Origin of the sequence: Sulfurospirillum sp. MES (genome assembly GCF_000789415.1) — a bacterium.
Taxonomy (GTDB): Bacteria; Campylobacterota; Campylobacteria; order Campylobacterales; family Sulfurospirillaceae; genus Sulfurospirillum; species Sulfurospirillum cavolei.
On the sequence record NZ_JSEC01000001.1, the window covers coordinates 641,039 to 660,151 of the forward strand.

17 protein-coding genes are annotated in these 19,113 nt (G+C 44.1%); 15 read left to right on the top strand and 2 right to left on the bottom strand.

All coding sequences use genetic code 11. The features are described 5' to 3' along the window. Positions 1–91 precede the first annotated feature (91 nt). The 12 genes from pheS (at position 92) to OA34_RS03290 (ending at position 16,091) form a co-directional block, all read left to right on the top strand. Positions 92–1,075 (top strand): phenylalanine--tRNA ligase subunit alpha, encoded by a 984-nt coding sequence (gene pheS / locus OA34_RS03235; protein ID WP_144441035.1) that lies wholly within the window; start codon positions 92–94, stop codon positions 1,073–1,075. After that, the gene (gene pheT / locus OA34_RS03240; protein ID WP_039672365.1) at positions 1,072–3,411 is read left to right on the top strand and encodes a phenylalanine--tRNA ligase subunit beta; all 2,340 of its coding nucleotides are present in this window, start codon (positions 1,072–1,074) and stop codon (positions 3,409–3,411) included. The genes pheS and pheT overlap by 4 nt, the downstream gene beginning before the upstream one ends. Beyond that, complete coding sequence (gene aroA, locus OA34_RS03245; RefSeq protein WP_039672366.1) at positions 3,408–4,697, top strand: 3-phosphoshikimate 1-carboxyvinyltransferase; 1,290 nt, start codon at positions 3,408–3,410, stop codon at positions 4,695–4,697. The genes pheT and aroA overlap by 4 nt, the downstream gene beginning before the upstream one ends. Beyond that, complete coding sequence (locus tag OA34_RS03250) at positions 4,688–5,521, top strand: 4-hydroxy-3-methylbut-2-enyl diphosphate reductase (protein WP_039672367.1); 834 nt, start codon at positions 4,688–4,690, stop codon at positions 5,519–5,521. Before aroA ends, OA34_RS03250 begins: the two co-directional genes overlap by 10 nt. A gap of 65 nt (positions 5,522–5,586) precedes the next feature. Then, positions 5,587–7,263, top strand: a complete 1,677-nt coding sequence (locus OA34_RS03255) for a 30S ribosomal protein S1 (protein WP_039672368.1) — start codon at positions 5,587–5,589, stop codon at positions 7,261–7,263. Between the two features lie 3 nt (positions 7,264–7,266). Next, positions 7,267–7,755, top strand: a complete 489-nt coding sequence (locus OA34_RS03260; protein ID WP_039672369.1) for a hypothetical protein — start codon at positions 7,267–7,269, stop codon at positions 7,753–7,755. Then, the gene (gene serA, locus OA34_RS03265; protein ID WP_039672370.1) at positions 7,752–9,338 is read left to right on the top strand and encodes a phosphoglycerate dehydrogenase; all 1,587 of its coding nucleotides are present in this window, start codon (positions 7,752–7,754) and stop codon (positions 9,336–9,338) included. Before OA34_RS03260 ends, serA begins: the two co-directional genes overlap by 4 nt. Positions 9,339–9,356: 18 nt before the next feature. Next, the gene (locus tag OA34_RS03270) at positions 9,357–10,517 is read left to right on the top strand and encodes a TsoY family (seleno)protein (protein ID WP_039672371.1); all 1,161 of its coding nucleotides are present in this window, start codon (positions 9,357–9,359) and stop codon (positions 10,515–10,517) included. A 172-nt stretch (positions 10,518–10,689) separates the two neighbouring features. Further along, on the top strand, positions 10,690–12,042 hold the full coding sequence (locus tag OA34_RS03275; RefSeq protein ID WP_039672372.1) for a TolC family protein: 1,353 nt from the start codon (positions 10,690–10,692) through the stop codon (positions 12,040–12,042). A 5-nt stretch (positions 12,043–12,047) separates the two neighbouring features. After that, positions 12,048–12,851: an efflux RND transporter periplasmic adaptor subunit gene (locus tag OA34_RS03280; protein WP_039672510.1), complete on the top strand. Its 804-nt coding sequence runs from the start codon at positions 12,048–12,050 to the stop codon at positions 12,849–12,851. Further along, positions 12,851–14,449 (top strand): efflux RND transporter permease subunit, encoded by a 1,599-nt coding sequence (locus OA34_RS03285; RefSeq protein ID WP_039672373.1) that lies wholly within the window; start codon positions 12,851–12,853, stop codon positions 14,447–14,449. Before OA34_RS03280 ends, OA34_RS03285 begins: the two co-directional genes overlap by 1 nt. Continuing rightward, a complete protein-coding gene (locus OA34_RS03290; protein ID WP_039672374.1) occupies positions 14,433–16,091 on the top strand; it encodes an efflux RND transporter permease subunit in 1,659 nt (552 codons plus the stop codon). The genes OA34_RS03285 and OA34_RS03290 overlap by 17 nt, the downstream gene beginning before the upstream one ends. Before the next feature lie 22 nt (positions 16,092–16,113). Here the strand turns inward: OA34_RS03290 and OA34_RS13475 are convergent, their stop codons facing one another. Both OA34_RS13475 and OA34_RS03295 read right to left on the bottom strand, forming a co-directional pair. Next, complete coding sequence (locus OA34_RS13475; RefSeq protein WP_156143364.1) at positions 16,114–16,281, bottom strand: hypothetical protein; 168 nt, start codon at positions 16,279–16,281, stop codon at positions 16,114–16,116. Then, entirely contained in the window at positions 16,278–16,526 is a 249-nt protein-coding gene (locus tag OA34_RS03295; protein ID WP_039672375.1) for a hypothetical protein, read from the bottom strand. The genes OA34_RS13475 and OA34_RS03295 overlap by 4 nt, the downstream gene beginning before the upstream one ends. Before the next feature lie 220 nt (positions 16,527–16,746). On the opposite strand from OA34_RS03295, the gene efp reads away from it, so the two are divergent. From efp to OA34_RS03310, 3 genes are all read left to right on the top strand, one after another. After that, positions 16,747–17,310, top strand: coding sequence for an elongation factor P (gene efp / locus OA34_RS03300; protein WP_039672376.1), 564 nt, complete (start codon positions 16,747–16,749; stop codon positions 17,308–17,310). 84 nt (positions 17,311–17,394) lie between these two features. Further along, positions 17,395–17,946 (top strand): DJ-1 family glyoxalase III, encoded by a 552-nt coding sequence (locus OA34_RS03305; protein ID WP_039672377.1) that lies wholly within the window; start codon positions 17,395–17,397, stop codon positions 17,944–17,946. A 173-nt stretch (positions 17,947–18,119) separates the two neighbouring features. Beyond that, the gene (locus tag OA34_RS03310) at positions 18,120–18,581 is read left to right on the top strand and encodes a hypothetical protein (RefSeq protein ID WP_039672378.1); all 462 of its coding nucleotides are present in this window, start codon (positions 18,120–18,122) and stop codon (positions 18,579–18,581) included. The last annotated feature ends 532 nt before the right edge of the window (positions 18,582–19,113 follow it).

Genomic DNA, 19,113 nt, shown 5'->3' on the forward strand with positions numbered 1-19,113 from the left:
CCTTTTTTAGGGGATTTTAACCTTTTATAATTAAAGTTTCACTAAAATAAGCTTTCTTATAGACTTTGATGAAAGGTGTCCTTTGAAAGAGATGGAAAATGCGATTGATTCTTGTGGGTCGCTGAACGAACTGGAAAAAGTAAGAGTGTCGCTTTTTGGTAAAAAAGGGTATTTTGCCGCGCAATTTGAAGAGCTGAAAACACTTGAGGGCGATGCCAAAAAAGAGTTTGCCCAAACATTAAACCGTAATAAAGAGCATTTTTTGGAGTGTTTGAGCCGTAAAAAAACAGAGCTTGAAGCCTTAATGATCGAATCCGAGATGAAAAAAAGCAGCGTTGACGTAACGCTCTTCAATCAAGAGAGCCTTGCGGGTGCTTTGCATCCGGTAATGGATACGATGGATAAAATTATCGAATATTTTGTAAGTATGAACTTTTCCATTGAAGAAGGTCCACTGGTCGAAGACGATTTTCACAATTTTGAAGCCCTTAATTTACCCAAATACCATCCCGCACGCGATATGCAAGACACGTTTTATTTTAAAGATTCGATGTTGCTTCGAACGCATACCTCGCCGGTTCAGATTCGTACGATGCTTTCTCAGCAACCGCCAATTCGCATGATTTGCCCTGGCGGCGTTTTCCGTAGAGATTTTGACATCACGCATACGCCGATGTTTCATCAAGTCGAAGGGCTCGTCGTCGATAAGGCGGGCAAAGTTTCGTTTGCCAATTTGAAATTCATTTTGGAAGACTTTTTAAAGCATATGTTCGGCGACGTGAAAGTACGTTTCCGTCCAAGTTTCTTCCCGTTCACGGAACCCAGTGCCGAAGTCGACATTAGCTGTACGTTCTGTCACGGCAAAGGATGCCGCGTTTGTTCGCATACCGGTTGGCTTGAAGTTTTGGGATGCGGCGTCGTCGATTCGAATGTTTTTAAAGCCGTAGGATACAAAGACGTCAGCGGTTATGCTTTCGGTTTGGGCGTTGAACGTTTTGCGATGCTTTTACATGACATTCCCGATCTTCGGTCATTGTTTGAGGGCGATTTGAGATTATTGGAGCAATTTAAATGATAGTTACACGAGAAGGATTAAACGAGTGGATCGACCTACACAACGTCGATGCCGATAAAATTTCACTCGCTTTGAACGCCATCGGTTTGGAAGTCGAAGGAATTCACAAAATACGCATTCCGGAAAAAGTGGTCGTCGGAAAAGTTGTGTCACGCGAAAAGCATCCCAATGCCGATAAGCTGAACGTTTGCCAAGTCGACGTCGGCGAGAGCGTCCAACAAATCGTTTGCGGCGCAAAAAACGTCGAAGCGGGACAGTTTGTTGCGGTATCGTTGATCGGTGCGGAGTTGCCAAACGGTATTAAAATCAAAAAAGCCAAACTCCGAGACGTCGAATCGTGCGGAATGATCTGTTCGTCTACGGAATTAGGACTTCCTAAAATCAACGACGGGATTATGGTCCTTGATGCCAGTATCGGCGAGCTTCATCTCGGTAAAGAACTGCGCGAATATGCGTTACTCAACGACGATATTATCGAAATCGGATTGACGCCTAATCGCGGAGATTGCCAAAGCGTTTACGGCGTTGCACGCGATTTAAGCGTCTATTTTGATCTTGAAGTGGCAAAAATGCCGCACAAAGAAGACGAAGAGAACCAACCGGGCGTCGGACGCGTTCTTCAAATCCACGCGACCGAAGCGTTAAACGGTTCTTACATGTACAAAGTGTTCGACAATCAAGAGATTCGCGTTCCGCTTCTGATCGAGCTTCGTTTGGGGTTTGCCCAAATTGAGGAGACCTGCTCTTTGATGAAATTTTTAGAGTACGCGACGTATGTTACGGGCGTACTTTTGAGAGCTTACAACCCTCAGTGTTTCGTGACCCATGAGAACAAAGCCAAGATCACGATCGCAAAAGACGAGAACGGCTTGGACGCGATTTTCGGAAACAATTCCGAGCGTGTCGCCTTAACGGGCATTGCGCAAGCGGACAAGTGCAAAGCCAACGCCCTTGACGAGCGTATTATCGTCGAAGCCAATTACACGCATCCCGAAATTATCGCTTCGCTTAGTGCCAATAAAAAACTCGGTGCGGACAAACATCTCTACCGTTCTTCCAGAGGAAGCGAGCCGCAATTGCTGTTCGGTTTGGATTATTTTATGAAAATGATTTCCAAGCAGTCCAAAATTATGCCTTATGCGGATACGCAGCAGATCGTTCACGATTTTGAAGAGAAAATCATCAATATTAACCAAAACGATTTAACGTCGATGATCGGCGAAGAGATTGCCAAAAATATCGTTATCAAAATCCTCAAAAAATTGGGATTTGGAGTACATTTTGCGTTTGAGCAAGAGGTTATTAACGTTAAAGTTCCTCAATTTCGACCGGACGTTTTAAACGTACAAGATATTTGCGAAGAGATCGTACGAATCGTGGGTATCGACAATATTACGGCGAAGCCGTACGTTACGGCGGAAAAATCGCGTATTAACCAGCCGTACCTTAATTTTAAAAAGCGTCAAGAAATTCGTTATCGCGCCGTAGCGGCGGGATTTTTCGAAACCTTGCATTTTGTCTTTGACGATAAAAGTAAACTTCAAAAATTAGGTTTGCCGGTTGTAGAAGATGCCTTAGATGTCGCCAATCCGATTACCGGAGAATTAAATACCTTACGTTCGTCGCTTCTAGTGACGATGCTCGATGCTCTTTCCAACAACGTCAAAATCGGTAAAAAACGCGTTGCTCTTTTTGAAATCGGTAGCGTTTTCGATGCCAAGCGCAACGAGAGTAAAAAAATCGCATTCGTCTTCAGCGGAGAAAACGGACTTCCCGATATTTCTAACCACGGAAAACCGAGCGAGATCGATTTTTTTGCGTTCGCCGCAAAAATACAGAACGTTTTAGGACATTTTAGCCTCTTACCGCTTCCGTCACCCAACGGTTTGTGCAGTCCGTACGAAGCCGCAAACGTTGTGATCGACGGAGTTGTCGTCGGTTATATGGCGCGTGCGAACGTTCAAGTGGAAAAAGAGCTTGACTTAGCACGTACGTACGTGTGCGAGCTTGATTTTGCGGCATTGCCGTATACGCGAAAATGTGCCAAAGCCTATTCGAAGCTACCAAGTTCGACGCGCGATTTAAGCCTTTTGGTGGATCAATCGATGCCTTATCACGTCTTAGAAGCGTTTATTCGCTCCGTTGCGCCTCAGGCTTTAGTCAAATTCAGCGTGATTGATCGTTACGTTCACGAGAGTTTAGGCGATAAAGTCAGCTTAACGTTGAGCCTTTACTTTCAGTCGATGGAAAAGACGTTTGAAGAGAGTGAAATTGCCGGAATGATCGAAGATTTGCTTCGACGTTTGAACGAAGAATTCGGAATTACGATTCGATGAAAACCTTACATGTAAACCCTAAAAACCTTTTTGAGTTTACAACCGAGCAGATCGCCAGCGACAAGTCTATTTCACATCGTTGCGCGATTTTTTCTTTATTAAGCGATCAAGCTTCCGTCGTGCGAAACTATTTGCGGGCGGAAGATACCTTGTGTACGCTTGCCATCGTGCAGGCTTTGGGTGCGCATGTCGAAACGGCGGAAGACGGAACGTTGACGATTACGCCGCCCGCACGTATCAATGAGCCTGCCCAAATTTTAGATTGCGGCAATTCCGGAACGGCCATTCGCCTTCTGATGGGCTATTTGGCGTCTCAAGAAGGCTTTTTCGTTCTTTACGGCGATCAATACTTGTGTTCGCGCCCGATGCGTCGCGTAGCGGATCCGCTTCGTTCTATCGGCGCAAAAATCGACGGTCGAAGCCATGGAAATTATGCACCGCTGGGGATTCGCGGCGAAAAGCTGAAAGCCTTTCGTTACGAAAGCAAAATCGCTTCGGCTCAGGTGAAAAGTGCGCTGATTTTAGCGGCGCTTCAAAGTGAAGACGTGTGTATTTTTAGTGAGCCGGAACTCAGCCGCGACCACAGCGAACGTATGCTTCGCGGCATGGGTGCACGCATTGAAAGCGAAGGCTTACATGTCACGATTTACCCTCAAACAAAGCCCCTTAAACCGCTTAATTTACGGGTGCCTAGCGATCCTTCCAGCGGTTTCTTTTTTGCGGTTGCGGCGGCGATTAGCGAGGGATCGCGCGTTGTGTTACGCAACATGCTTCTCAATCCGACGCGCATTGAAGCTTACAAAATTTTAGAACGTATGGGTGCTGGCGTCGAATTGATCGAGAAAGAGAGCCTTTACGAAAGCGTGGGCGACATTATCGTGACCGGAAAAGCCTTGCACGGAGTAGAAGTGAGCGAAAATATCTCGTGGCTGATCGACGAATTGCCCGCCCTTTCAATTGCTTTTGCCCATGCCAAAGGAAAAAGTACCGTCAAAAATGCGCAAGAGCTTCGTGTTAAAGAGAGCGATCGCATCGCAAGCGTCGTCAAAAATCTACGTTTATGCGGTATTGAAGTCGAAGAGTTTGAAGACGGTTACGAAGTGATCGGCGGTAAGATGCACAAAGCGACCATCAACAGTTTCGGCGATCATAGAATCGCTATGAGCTTTGCGATTGCGGGGACTAAAGTCGGTATGGAAATCGAAGATACCGAATGCATTAATACCTCTTTTCCAAACTTCGTCGAACTACTTTCCAACATAGGACATGTCAAAATATGCGAATAAAACTTGCCGCAAGTTACGGGTTTTGTTTCGGTGTCAAGCGGGCGATCAAGATTGCGGAAAATACGCAAAATGCCTCAACGATCGGCCCTTTGATCCACAATAACGAAGAGATTAATCGTTTACGCGAAAATTTTAACGTAAAAACCTTACACGATATCTCCGAAGCACAAGGTATTGAACGCGCGATTATTCGAACGCACGGCATTCCTAAAAAAGATTTGGAAACCTTAAAACAAAGCAAGGTTGAAGTCATTAACGCGACATGCCCTTACGTGACCAAGCCGCAGGAAATTTGCGAAAAAATGAGTCAAGAAGGGTACGAAATCGTTATTTTCGGCGATGCGGATCATCCTGAAGTCAGAGGCGTAGAGAGTTATGCGATCAATGGGGCTTACGTAGTTCAAAGCGTCTCGGAATTGGAAAAAATCAAATTTAAAGGCTACAAAGTCGCCGTCGTTTCCCAAACGACACGTAAAATCAGCGAATTTTTAGACATCACCGGATACCTTCAAATGCGTTATAAAGAGGTTCGCGTCTTCAATACGATTTGTAACGCAACTTTTGAAAACCAAGACGCCGCGCGAGAATTGGCAAAAGAAGCGGACGTCGTTATCGTGATCGGCGGGAAAAATTCCTCCAACACGAAACAACTTCATAGTATCTGTAAAGAGTATTGTGCCGATAGTTTTCTCGTCGAAAGCGAAAAAGACCTCGATCCTTCGTGGTTTAACCAAAAACAACTTTGCGGCGTCACCGCAGGCGCTTCGACGCCGGATTGGATTATCGAAAAAATAGTTGGAAAAATCAGCGAAATTAAAGTATAATAGGCAACTTTTACATGTCGATATGTAACTATATGAGTCAAAAATCAACCAAAAAAGGGTAGCAAATGGTAAATGAGGCGAACAAATCCGTTCATACTAACGCCGTAGACGAGCATGAGGAGATGGATTTTGCGGCGATGTTGGAAGAGTCTTTTAAGGATTCTGAGAAAGACGCACTGATCAATGGTGTTGTGGTGGCGATTAAAGAAGACGTCATCTTAGTGGATGTGGGTAAGAAGTCCGAAGGTCGTCTTAACGCAGCCGAAGTAACCGATGAAAACGGTAACATAACATGCAAAGTAGGTGACGTAATTCCCGTCGTCGTTACGGGATTCAGAAACGAAAGACCGGTTGTTTCGCACAAAAAGGCCCTTCGTAAAGATAAGATCAAGTCGTTTATCGCAGATTTCAAAGAAGAAGACGATGTCGTCGTGGACGTTAAAATCACGGGAAAAAACAAAGGCGGATTTATCGCCGAAAATAAAGAAGGCATCGAGTTTTTCCTCCCTCGTTCCCAAGCGGCGGTCAAAGACCTCAACACGCTTGTCGGAAAAAGCCTTAAAGTCAAAGTCATCAAAATCGACAACGAAACCGAATCGATTATTATTTCACGTAAAAAATTCTTAGACGATGAACGTAAAAAACGTAAAGAGATCGTTCAAGAATTAATCGATCGCGACGAAGTCGTCGACGGAACGATTAAAAAAATCACGACTTACGGTATGTTCGTCGATGTCGGCGGAATCGACGGTTTGGTTCATTATAGCGAAATCAGTTATAAAGGTCCCGTTAATCCCGGAACGCTTTACAAAGAAGGGGAAGTCATTCCCGTTAAAGCGATCAAATACGATAAAGATAAACGTCATCTTTCCCTCTCCGTGAAAGCGGCAATGCCCGATCCTTGGGATGAGATCAAAGACGAGCTTGAAATCGGCGATTCGATTCAAGTCACGATCAGCAATATCGAACCATACGGCGCATTCGTCGATCTTGGAAACGATATTGAAGGCTTTTTGCATATCTCCGAAATTTCATGGGATAAAAACATCAAACATCCGCGCGATTATATCGAAGAGGGACAAGTGGTCGACGTCGAAGTGATCGAGATCGATGCAAAAGAGAGACGTTTACGCGTTTCTTTGAAAAACGTCCTTCCGAAACCTTTTAACGAATTTATGAAAAAATTTAAAGTCGGCGATATCGTTAAAGGCGAGATTACGACGATTACCAATTTCGGTGCGTTCGTTAAAATCGGCGGAATCGAAGGTCTTTTACATAATGAAGACGCTTCTTGGGATCGTAACAACAAATGCAAAGAACTTCTAAGCGTCGGCGACGTCGTAGAAGTCAAAATCGTTAAAATCGACGAAGAAAACGAAAAAGTCTCGTTAAGCAAAAAAGAGTTGGAAGATTCTCCGATCCAACGTTACGCTAAATCGCACGAAAACGGCGATATCGTTCACGGCAAAATCCGAGATATTAAAGATTTCGGTATTTTCGTCGAGCTTGAAGAAAACGTTGATGCGTTGATTCGTAAAGAAGATTTAGGACAAGTGAGCGAAGCGGACTTAAAAGTCGGCGACGAAATTGAAGCGGCAATTACCTTTATTGACGATAAGAAAAACCGTATTCGTCTCTCCGTTCGACGCCTTTCAAAACTCAAAGAGAGAGAAGCGTTGAAAGAGATCAATAAAGAAGAAAAAATGACGCTTGGAGATATCTTAAAAGATCAATTGAAATAAGCGATGCAAAAACGAGTACTCGGCGGTATCTTTTTACTTCTTTTTTTAGGATTGGGAGCGTTCTTCTATACGCTCGTCACTCCTAAAATCGACGTGAAAGAGGATGCCGCTTCGTACGAGTCCGTCAAAAAACCCGTAGTAACGCCCGAATCTACGGAACGCGTTTGGGTTAAAGAGTTGGCGCAAAAAGATGCTAGGGAGTTTGTTTATCCCGTAAACGAACTTTTTATGCAAATTGATCAATTCGGATTAAAAGACGCTAAAGGTAAAAAAGCAAAATCGTTTCGATTGGTCATCGATCGCGCGGATCGATACTCGCTTTTTTGTATTATTCAGACATTGAACTCTTTACACCTTCCTTATATGGTGATCAAAGAGGGCAAAATCCCTACTATTTATTTGGAAGACAAGAGCGAAAAACAGTTGGAAAATGTTGTTTACGCGCTTGAAAAATACGATATTAAATCAAAAATTGTTGAGGTTTGGTTATGAAAAAGAAAAAAATTATTGTATGCGATGCTATCCATCAAAAGGGTTTCGACATCCTCTATGCCGAAAAAGATATCGATGTCGTCGATGCCGTTGCGTTACCTAAAGATGAATTGTTGAAAATTTTAGGCGATTGCGACGTTGCTATTACGCGAAGTTCTACCGACGTCGACGAAAAATTTTTAAATGCCGCAACACAACTCAAAGCCGTCGTACGTGCGGGAGTAGGTGTTGATAATGTGGATCAAGAAGGGTGTAGCAGACGCGGTATTATCGCGATGAACGTTCCGACCGCCAACACGATTGCCGCCGTTGAATTGACGATGGCACATCTTTTAAGTTGTGCACGCAGTTTTACCAACGCCAATAATCACCTTAAAGTCGAGCGCGTATGGAATCGCGAAAAATGGTACGGCATAGAGTTATGCGAGAAAAAACTGGGTGTGATCGGTTTCGGTAACATCGGTAGCCGCGTAGCGATTCGCGCCAAAGCCTTCGGGATGAACATCGTTGCTTACGATCCGTACATTTCTTCTGCCAAAGTGACCGATTTGGGCATGACGTATACGACCAATTTCGACGATATTTTAGCATGCGATTTTATCACGATTCATACGCCGAAAAATAAAGAAACCGTGAATATGATTTCCTATGAGGAGATCGCGAAAATGAAAGACGGCGTACGTTTGGTCAATTGCGCGCGCGGCGGACTTTATAACGAACAAGCCCTTTACGATAATCTAAAAAGCGGTAAGATCGCTTTTGCCGGCATCGATGTTTTTTCCAAAGAACCGGCGACCAATCATGCGTTATTGGATTTGGAACACATTTGCGTTACGCCGCACTTGGGTGCCAATACGCTTGAATCCCAAGAAAAAATCGCGATCCAAGCGGCTGAAAATGCTATTAGCGCGGCACGCGGTATCAGTTACCCTAATGCCTTAAATCTTCCGATTAAAGCCGAAGATATTCCTTCCGCGTTAGAGCCGTATTTAGAGTTGGTTCAAAAAATGGGATTTTTTGCGGCACAACTCAATCGTTCGGCGATTAAAACGATTCGTTTGGAAGTCGAGGGCGATATTGCGACGTACGGAAAGTCGCTTTTAACGTTCGGCGTCGTCGGAGCACTCAAAGAGACGAACGAAACGACGGTCAATTACGTCAATGCCGAATTCGTTGCGAAAGAAAAAGGCATCGAGAGTACCTTTGAAGCGGTCGGCAATACGAGCGGTTACAAAAATAGGGTCTCATTGATTTTAACGACCGAAAAAAATTCGATTCGTATCGACGGAACGGTTTTCGGAGACGATGAACAACGCATTACCGGCATTAACGGCTTTAAATTCGATTTTAAACCGAAAGGGAAAATGATTATATTTAAAAATCACGACGTACCGGGTGTTATTGCCGAAATTGCGGCTATTTTGGCGCAAGAAAAAATCAATATCGCCGACTTTAGACTCGGACGCGGTGCCAATCAGTTTGCAATGGCGGCGATCTTGGTCGATACCGATATCGATAAAAAAATTATTGCCGAGCTGAACAATCTGCCGACATGCGTGTGGGTTGAATACGCGGTTTTATAACACGAAAGGGATAGAACAATGGTATTACGAGAGAAATTTACGCCGATTTGCTTTTTATCCGCTTTAGGTGCCGGCGGACTTTCCGTTTCGTTTTTTATTTACTTAATGTTCATGATCCCGCACAAAGGCGTTGCGATGACGACCTTTGAGTTTTTTTATCCGGCGTTAATCAAAGGCGACTGGCTCTCGTTCGTAGCGGGAGTCGCCGCTTTAGGTATCGTATTTTTTGCGGGTCTTCATTTTAAACTTTTAGTATGGAATATCAAACAGTACCGACTCTTTAAACAAAGCGAACGGTATCAAACGTTGCTCGGTTCCAATGCGGAAGTGACGTTGATGACGCTTCCTTTAACGTTTACGATGACCATTAACGTCTGTTTTGTTTTGGGTGCGCTTTTTGTCCCTGGATTGTGGAGCGTCGTAGAGTATCTTTTTCCGTTTGCCCTTTTAGGCTTTGCAATATCGGGTTATTTTGCCTTAAAATTTTTTATCGACTACTTCACGCGTCTTATCATTAAAGGTGACTTTGATTTTACTCAAAACAATAGTCTGTCTCAAATGATCTCTATTTTTGCGTTTGCGATGGTTGCCGTCGGTTTTGCGGCACCCGGAGCAATGAGCCATCATTTGACGATTAACGCGATCGGTATTTTTTGTTCGATTTTTTTCAGTGCGATTGCGCTTTTGCTACTTTTGATTAAAATTATTTTCGGCTTTCAAACGATGTTTGAAAAAGGCATCTCAGCCGAAGCAAGTCCTTCTTTGTGGATTATGATTCCGATTTTGACGCTTTTGGGGATTACGTTTGTGCGTATCAGCTTTGGACTCGATCATCATTTTGACCAAAAAATCGCCAATGCTTCCATGTTTACGTTTACGAGCTTTGTCGTATCGTTACAAATCATTTTCGGGCTGATCGGCTATAAAGTGATGAAAAGCATCGGTTATTTTGAAACCTATATCGCATCCCATACGCTCTCTCCGAGCAGTTTTGCGCTGATTTGCCCAGGCGTCGCATTTATGGTATTCGGAATGTTTTTTTTGCATACGGGATTGGTCGCCAATAATGTCGTCGAACAAAACTCCGTCGCCTATTTTATCGTGATGCTGCCTTTTATTTTCGTCCAAATGAAAACGATCGTCTACTTTTTCAAACTCAAAAAGAAGTTTTTTTCTTAAAAAACACCCGTTAAACGTATAGCATGTAAGGCATGCTATACGAAACTTTCTGCTCGATTATTATTTGTTTCTAAAATAGTTTGCTTAATTTTTTTCGATCAATAAAGAGGCAAATAAAATGTGATACTATCCACGCTATCGTCTTACAGATCGATTTAGGGAGAAACCTTATATGAAAATTATCGTGATCATGTGTGCCTTACTAGCGTATGCTTTCGGCGCTTCTGCTTTAAGCCTTGATGCGGCTATCGAAAAAGTAAAATACAATAACCTTGAAATCGATGCGGCGAAAATGGACGAGCAGATCAAGGAGCTTGAATACCAAATCGCTTCTTCGGCAGCTTACGGCTCTTTGGATCTCAATCAATACGCTCTTCGCAGTAACGACGCTTTGAATGTTTTCGGCTATAAACTGCAATCCAGAGAAGCTTCGTTTGCGGATTTCGGATTTAAAGATTTTATTAAAAACCAAAGCGATCCCAATGTCGTGGATATACGCTCTGACGATTTGAACAATCCCAAAGACCGCAATCTCTTTTCGACCAACGTAACGTATACGATTCCGCTGTATACGGGCGGTAAAATCGAGCAGTATCGCAAAATGGCGCAAGCTTTGAAGGCGTTAAGTACGCTTTCGCGCGAGGAGCTCACGGTTCAAAAGATTGCAGAGGTCAAAAAAAGTTTTTATGCGCTGAGCTTGTTGAAAAATCACCTCTATCGCCTCGGCTTGATCGCTCACAACATTGAAAAACTTGAACAAAGAGCAGTCGCAATGCATGAGGAGGGCTATGCGAAAAAAGTGGATATTTTGGAGGTGCAAACCAAACGTGCCGACGTGGAGCGCCTCGTCGAACAAGCCAAAGCCAACGAAACCCTTTTATACCATTACCTTTCCTTTCTTTTAAACGAAAACGTCGAATCGATTATCGGAAATTACGAAGCCGAGTTGGCTTTGGAAATGCCGCTAGAGACCATGCTCAATGAAAATCGCGCGATTAAGAAAGCGGAACAAAGCGAAGCGGTTTCCAAAATGAACGTCTCGTTACAAGAGAGCAATTTCTTGCCTCAAATCGGAGCTTTCGTGCAATACGGCAGTAGCGACGATCGTTTGATGAACGATTTTTCGAGTCACGACGCGTATACCGTAGGCGTACAGATGAAATGGAATCTCTTTAACGGCGGTGCAGATAAAGCGGGACTCGAAAAAGCGCGCGTGGGCAATTTGAAGGCGGCTAGCGAAGCGCGCTTGGCAAAAGAGACGATAGTGTGGCATATTCGACGCTTGCAGACGCAAATGCACATGTACGAATACGAAATCGCAAGCCTCAAAAAAGAGGTTGAACTCTCTCAAACGGTTTATGAAAATTACACCGGTCGGTATGAGCAAAAACTTGCTTCGATGAGCGAAGTGATTGTGAAGCAATCCGATGCGTTGCGCGCGGTTATGAAGCTTCAAGAAGCACAAAACGCACGTAACGACGTTATCTTCGAATTGGAAAAAATTGCCGCAAAGGAACTTCAGTGAAAACAATACGTTTAGGATATTGGGTATTGCCTTTTTTAGCGTTTTCGATAAGTGCGTCGAGTGCGGATTTGACGTTGAGTGCCAGCGTGGTATCGGATAACGAAAAAAGTATCACCAGCCGCTACATGGGCTACGTTAAAGAGGTGCGCGTGAAAGAGGGCGACGTGGTCAAAAAAGGCGATTTACTTTACAGTATCGATTCCAAAGAGATCGATACGGCATTGGCGCAAAGCGATTTGGCGATCGCACAAGCGGAATTGTCGTATCAGATGTATCAAAGTCAATATGCCAACGCCAAGCTCAACGTTGAGCGTCATCAACGCCTTTTCGCCAAAGATATGGTTTCCAAAGCAGAAGTGGAAAACTTGGAGCTTTCCGCTTCCAATCTCAAAGCAATGAGCGAGATCGCTCAAAAGCAGATCGCGCAAGCCAAACAAAAACGCCAAGAAGTACACAATCAGTACCGCTATCTTGATATTAAAGCTCCCAACGACGGCGTCGTGATCGCAAAACATATCGAAGCGGGAGAAATGGCGTTAGCGGGCGTTCCCGCCTTAGTGCTTTCGGATATTACGCATTTAAAAATCGTCGCGGAGATCGCCGAGAGTTATTTAGGTACGATTCAAATCGGACAAAACGTTCGCGTGGATATTCCTTCTATCGGATGCAAAAGCGAAGGAAAAATCGAAGCCATCGTACCGAGTTCCAATCCTATGACGCACGCGTTTAAACTCAAAACGTCGTTTACATGTCACGAAGCGCGCGCGTATCCGGGGATGTATGCGACGATTGTCGTCGGTGAGCGCTAATGCGTACGTACAAAGAAAAATACCTTGCCGGTTTTTTGGCGCGCCTTTTTTTACACAATCCGCTGACGATGATTTTGGGCATTACGCTGATCGTTTTAGGCATTATCGCTCTTTTGATGATGCCCAGAGAAGAAGACCCTCAAATATCCATTAGCGGCGGCGTCGTGATCGTAACGCTTCCGGGTGCGAGTGCCGCGGAAGTCGAGCAAGTCGTCGTTCGCCCTTTGGAGCGACGCATTAAAGAGATCAAAGGCGTAGAGCATATATACGGTATCGCCAGCGACAACGTGGGTATCGTCAACGTAATGTACTATATCGGAGAAAACCGTGAAGCTTCCAATCTCAAACTCTACGATAAAGTGATGCAAAACCTTGATCAGCTTCCAAGCGGTGCTTCTTCTCCGTTGGTGAGACCCTTAGACATCGACATCGATATTCCGATTTTATCGGTTGCGTTTTATGCCAAAGCGGGACACAAAATCGATCCTGTACGTTTGTATCAAAAAGTCGAAGCGATCCGCAACGGTTTGGGAGACGTTCCCAACGTCGCTAAAACCGAGATCAAAGGCGAACATAAAGAGCAATTTAACATTGAAGTCGATTTGCGTAAATTGGCGGGTTATCGCTTGAGCATGGAGCAAATCGTCGGCGCACTTAACGGGCTTAGCATGCGTTTACCGGAAGTGACGAACCATACGGCAGAGGGCAAGCTCGTCGTTTTCGGCGTTAAAAACGTCTTAGAAAATGTCGAAGATATTCAAAACCTGATCGTTGCACACTACGGGGCTTCGGCGATTTACCTCAAAGACGTGGCAACGGTTGGCTTAGGGTATGACGTGCAAAATAAAAAAAGTGCCTTGATTAGCGTTAGGCAAAGCGACGGGACCTTAAGCCCGCTGCAAGAACAAGTGACGCTAAGCGTTTCCAAACTCAAAGGTTCCAACGCCGTGTTGATTGCCAAAGACGTTTTAGCGCGTCTTGAAGCGCAAAAACCCATGTTGGACAAAGAGGGTATCGGTTATACGTTAACTCGAAATTACGGAGAACGTGCCAACGACGCGGTTAACGAGTTGGTGTTTCACTTGTTTATCTCTATCGTGATCATCGCTTTTTTGCTCATTTTTATTTTGGGCTGGAGGGAAGGGCTTATCGTCATTTTGACGGTTCCGGCAATTTTGTCGATTACGATTTTTATCGCATACGTCAGCGGTCAAACCATCAATCGGATTACGCTTTTTGCCTTTTTACTGAGTCTTGGACTTTTGGTTGACGACGTGATCGTCGTCATCGAAAACATCCATCGCCATTTGCACGATAAATTCGCGAAAGACAAACCGATGGACGATCTGTTGGTGGAAGCGACCGACGAGATCGGAGCACCGACCAATTTAGCGACGATTGCGATTATTTTGACGATGGTTCCGATGGCGTTTGTCGGGCAGATGATGGGAGAGTTTATGAAGCCCATACCGCTGAACGTGCCCGTTGCCATGAGTGCTTCGCTCTTGATCGCTTATATCTTTACACCTTTTTTAGCGCGTAGATTTTTGAAGAAAAAAGAGGTGATAGAAGGGGCAAATCATGATGCGACGCTTTGAGCAGTTTGTTTACGGTATCTTGCTAGTGCCTCGAAAAAAACGTTTGGTGCTGGTGTTGACGTTATTGGCATTTATCCTCTCGGTGTTGATGTTTCCGAGTAAAATCGTTTTGGCAAAAATGCTGCCGGGAAAAAGTACCAATACCTTTTCGATCTACGTCGATTTGCCCAACGGGAGTTCGTACGTGCAGACGCAAAACGTCAATCAATGCATCGTTTCGATTTTGCAAAAGGAAAAAGAGATTACGGATATCGAAGTTTTTAACGGCATGGGCTCGCCGTTGGATTATGCCGGTCTTGTCAAAGGATCGAGCTTTAAAAACGGCGAACATGTCAGCGAGATCGTGGTCAATTTGACCGATACGCATCAAAGAGAGGAAAAGTCTTACATGATGGTGCATCGTTTACGCGGAGCGATTCAACGTACATGTGAGCCTTTGGTGGCGCAAACTTCGATTAAGATGGTCGAACAACCCGCAGGTCCTCCGACGCAAGCGGCGATCGTCGTTGAGCTTTACGGCGAAAATACCGAGCGTTTAAGCGCGCTTGCCGAAGAGATTAAGACGATTTTGGCGAAGACGAGCGATCTCAAAGACGTGGATATTATGCATGACGATATTTACCCTAAACTCTCACTTCGAATCGACCACGACAAAGCCGCACGTGCGAAACTGAGCATCGAGCGGATTCACCGTTTGCTTTATTTGGGCTTTGAAGGTATGAACGTGACGTATAAAAATCGTGCCGATTCTCCGACGCAAATTCCGCTTTTTCTTGTTTTTAGCGATGCGTCCAAAAGCTTAGAGAAGATGAGCAAAGAGGCGTTAAGTGCGAAACTCGCATCTTTAGTGCTGATGAACGATGAGGGCTTGAGCGTGCCTTTGAGTGAAGTCGTTCGCGTTGAAGAAGTGCTCTCTACGCCGACGATTTTGTCGAAAAATCTTCAAAAAATGGTCAGTATCGTCGCGGAAGCGGATTTGGTATCGCAAGTCTATCCGCTTTTACAAGCGCGAAGCGCGATCAAAGAGCATTTTCAAGCGCGTTACGACATTAGCGGTACGCACCTGTTCGATTTGCGGCTTAAGGACAAGCAAAGCGGCGAGGTTTACGATCTAGTGTGGGACGGGGAAATGAAAGTGACGATGGATACGTTTCGCGATTTAGGCGGTGCGTTTATCGCGGCATTGGTTTTAATCTTTTTGCTGATGGTCGTGTATTATAAAAGCTTTGCGCTTTCGGGAATCGTACTTTTAGGGAGTTTTCTTTCCATTATCGGCGTGATCGTCGGGCATTGGATTATGGATCTTTTTTCGCACGGGACGTTCTTCTTAACGGCGACGTCGTTAATAGGTTTTATTTCGTTGATGGGGATTAGTTCGCGTAACGCGTTGCTGTTGATCGATTTTTCGCAAGCGATGATCGCGCACGGAATGGCAAAAAAAGAGGCGATCGCCCATGCAAGCGCTACGCGTGCCAAACCGATCATACTCACGGCGGCGGCGATTATTTTGGCGAGTACGTTGCTGGCAGCGGATCCGATTTTCGGAGGATTGGGCGTTGCGTTGATTTTCGGAACGATTGCGGCGGTCGTCGCTTCGTTGATCGTCGTTCCGGTTTTGTTGGATAATACGAATTCTCTTTAATGCTTACATGTAAAACGGTTTTTTAGCGTTTTACATGTAAGACTCTTTTTCGTGTCGAGGCAATCAGGCGCAAAAGGCGATAGACGAACAGTCGTTTATTCATGAGTCCGATTTTACGGCAACGCGTATCGCGTAAACATTCAAATACTTCTTCAAGAGCCACTTTCTCACTGACCGTCAAGTTTGTCATACCGTTCCTTTTTGCCCGTCGTTAATTTTCCGAACCAGTCTAATAATATCTTCATCCTTTAGCATCCCGAGCATATTAAATACGACGGGAATCCCAAGGGGCGCGCTACTTCCGAGTCTCCACTCCTGATAGGTGCGCATGGAAATGCCGCATGTTTCCGCCATTTTTTTCTGAGAAATTTTTTTCCCCATATTTTCGGCTTCGACGGCATTGTGCAAAAGATTGATGATATCGCTTGTTTTCATCTTATTATAATACAAATTAACGTATTAAATATTCATTAAAATATATAAAACATACTATTTAATTTATTATTTAATCAAAATAATAGATGTTTAATTCTTTAAAACAAATAAAAAATACATAAAAAAGAAATTTATATACAATATAATGTATAAAAAATAACGATTTTGTAGTCATGCTTTTTTTCGCTATAATGGCAAAAACTAAAAATTAGGAGAATGTATGGCCTCTATCTCTATGGGCGACTTAAAAAAAGGGTTAAAAATCGAAATTAACGGTACCCCTTATAAAATCGTAGAGTATCAACATGTTAAACCTGGTAAAGGTGCTGCATTTGTACGCTGCAAAATCAAATCATTTATGGATGGAAAAGTTATTGAAAAAACATTCCACGCGGGTGATAAATGTGAGACTCCAAATCTTGAAGATAAAATCATGCAGTTTTTGTATGATGATGGTGAATTTTTACAATTTATGGACAGCGCAACATATGAGCAAATTGCTTTAACACACGATCAAGTGGGTGAAGCTGCAGATTGGATTATTGATGGTATGAATGTTGATATGCTTTACCACAACGGACAACCTATCAGCGTTGAAGCACCACAATTTGTTCAACTTAAAATTGTAGAAACACCACCAAACTTTAAAGGCGATACGCAAGGCGGTAAAAAACCGGCAACGCTTGAGAGCGGCGCGGTCGTTCAAGTACCTTTCCACGTCGTCGAGGGTGACGTCATCAAAGTCGACACCGTACGCGGCGAATACTTAGAAAAAGTCAAATAACTTCTCCATCGGCATAGCGTCATCGGCGTTATGCCTCCTCTTTTTCGTGCTATAATTTTTCCTAAGACTCATTAGGAGAAAAAGATGCGCAAAAATGTTTTAATTCCCTTAGCCGAAGGTTTCGAAGAAATAGAAGCCGTTACCCTCATCGATATTTTACGCCGAGCCGACGTTAACGTCGTAACGGTCTCATTGCACGCAAGCTTACATGTCAAAGGTGCGCACGCGATTAGCGTGGTTGCGGATGCTTTTTTAAGCGAACAAAATCCCGAATGTTTCGATATGATCGTTTTGCCAGGTGGCCTTCCGGGAGCTACCAACTTAGCCGCCGACGCAACCGTTCAGCATTGGCTTCAAACGTTTGACGCACAAGGTAAAGAGATTGCCGCCATATGCGCCGCTCCGTATGCACTTTATACCGCGGGCGTTTTAAAAGAACGCTTTACATGTTATCCCGATTTTCACTCCCGCATTCCTCAAAAAGGGTACGATGCGACGGAAAAAGTTGTTCAGAGTATGAACGTTACGACCTCTCAAGGTCCCTCTACCGCTATGGTATTTGCGCTTACGCTGGTGGAGAAGTTGTGTTCAAAAAGAGTTGTAGACGAACTTCGCGAAGCGTTATTGCTCGCATAGCGTTACCTTCAGGGCAACGAGATCGCATTTTTTTGCGTATCTCGTTGTTGGTTATTTCTTTCAAAATAGAACGCATTAAATCAGCAAAATCCCCATGGTATAGAGCCTTTAACAAGCAGATTTTAAGTATTAGGATTATAAGATTGCTCATTTTATCGGGCTAAGGAGAAAAGATGTTTGCGACGATTCGAAGCAAATTGGTGGTCTTGCTGGTTGTTTTGACCGTAGGATTTATTATTTTAGGTTATCAAATTATTAAGTCTAATAACGACGGAAAAATGACGGCAATTCGCCTTTCGACACTCGCTAACGCCGAAACGTCGCTTGCAACCTGTATGATGGAGTTAAGCGGCTTTCAACTGTTGGGAAAAGAAGAACAATTGAAGAGTTTGGAGAGCAATTATAAAGAGCTTTTAGAGAGCCTTGCGTATTTAAAAACGATTTTGCTCTCGGTTCATAATAAAGAAGCATTGATCAAACTCGAAGCGGATATTCAAAAATGGAAGGCTTTAAATACCCCGCGTTTGGAAATTCTTAAAAAATACGGTACGCAAGTCAACGATCCTCGCTTTAGCCAAGAACACGCTGAAGAGTATACACTGCTAACGCGCTTAACCAAAGAGTCTGCCGTCTAATTCGAAAAAATCGCGAAAGACGCCGATAGCTTGGAAGAGGGGGTTCGTAAAGCCAATTTTGAACGTTTGGACAGTACGAAAATTTTTTCGGAAGCTACCTTGGTTGCCGTTTCGCTCTTTGCGTTGGGACTTTGTTTTTTTATTATCCGCTCGATCAATCAATCGATCGAAAAAACCAAAGAGGGGATCGGGTTTATTCGTACGAACAAATCGCTCGTTTCGCGCATCGATAGCGGCAATCAAGACGAGATGAACGATATTGCGCAGATGCAAAACGAACTCCTTTCAGACATTAACGCCGCGATTAACAACGCGAAAACGAACGCTCTTGAAAACGCTTCGGTTGCCGAGGAACTTTCCAGCACGAGCTTGCAGATCGGTAAACGTGCGGAAGAAGAGGCGAGTGCTCTTAAAGAGGCGGTTTTTGAAGCGCAAAAAGTGGCAAGGGAAATCGTCGAAACCAACGACGACGTTCAGACCGTGAAAAACGTAACGACGACGGCACAAAACAGTCTTTTGAAAGCACAGTCCG

Excerpts from the sequence above, each read along its gene's own strand:
- pheS (WP_144441035.1), top strand. The coding sequence starts at position 92 with ATGGAAAATGCGATTGATTCTTGTGGGTCGCTGAACGAACTGGAAAAA.
- pheT (WP_039672365.1), top strand. The coding sequence starts at position 1,072 with ATGATAGTTACACGAGAAGGATTAAACGAGTGGATCGACCTACACAAC.
- aroA (WP_039672366.1), top strand. The coding sequence starts at position 3,408 with ATGAAAACCTTACATGTAAACCCTAAAAACCTTTTTGAGTTTACAACC.
- OA34_RS03250 (WP_039672367.1), top strand. The coding sequence starts at position 4,688 with ATGCGAATAAAACTTGCCGCAAGTTACGGGTTTTGTTTCGGTGTCAAG.
- OA34_RS03255 (WP_039672368.1), top strand. The coding sequence starts at position 5,587 with ATGGTAAATGAGGCGAACAAATCCGTTCATACTAACGCCGTAGACGAG.
- OA34_RS03260 (WP_039672369.1), top strand. The coding sequence starts at position 7,267 with ATGCAAAAACGAGTACTCGGCGGTATCTTTTTACTTCTTTTTTTAGGA.
- serA (WP_039672370.1), top strand. The coding sequence starts at position 7,752 with ATGAAAAAGAAAAAAATTATTGTATGCGATGCTATCCATCAAAAGGGT.
- OA34_RS03270 (WP_039672371.1), top strand. The coding sequence starts at position 9,357 with ATGGTATTACGAGAGAAATTTACGCCGATTTGCTTTTTATCCGCTTTA.
- OA34_RS03275 (WP_039672372.1), top strand. The coding sequence starts at position 10,690 with ATGAAAATTATCGTGATCATGTGTGCCTTACTAGCGTATGCTTTCGGC.
- OA34_RS03285 (WP_039672373.1), top strand. The coding sequence starts at position 12,851 with ATGCGTACGTACAAAGAAAAATACCTTGCCGGTTTTTTGGCGCGCCTT.
- OA34_RS03290 (WP_039672374.1), top strand. The coding sequence starts at position 14,433 with ATGATGCGACGCTTTGAGCAGTTTGTTTACGGTATCTTGCTAGTGCCT.
- OA34_RS13475 (WP_156143364.1), bottom strand. The coding sequence starts at position 16,281 with ATGACAAACTTGACGGTCAGTGAGAAAGTGGCTCTTGAAGAAGTATTT.
- OA34_RS03295 (WP_039672375.1), bottom strand. The coding sequence starts at position 16,526 with ATGAAAACAAGCGATATCATCAATCTTTTGCACAATGCCGTCGAAGCC.
- efp (WP_039672376.1), top strand. The coding sequence starts at position 16,747 with ATGGCCTCTATCTCTATGGGCGACTTAAAAAAAGGGTTAAAAATCGAA.
- OA34_RS03305 (WP_039672377.1), top strand. The coding sequence starts at position 17,395 with ATGCGCAAAAATGTTTTAATTCCCTTAGCCGAAGGTTTCGAAGAAATA.
- OA34_RS03310 (WP_039672378.1), top strand. The coding sequence starts at position 18,120 with ATGTTTGCGACGATTCGAAGCAAATTGGTGGTCTTGCTGGTTGTTTTG.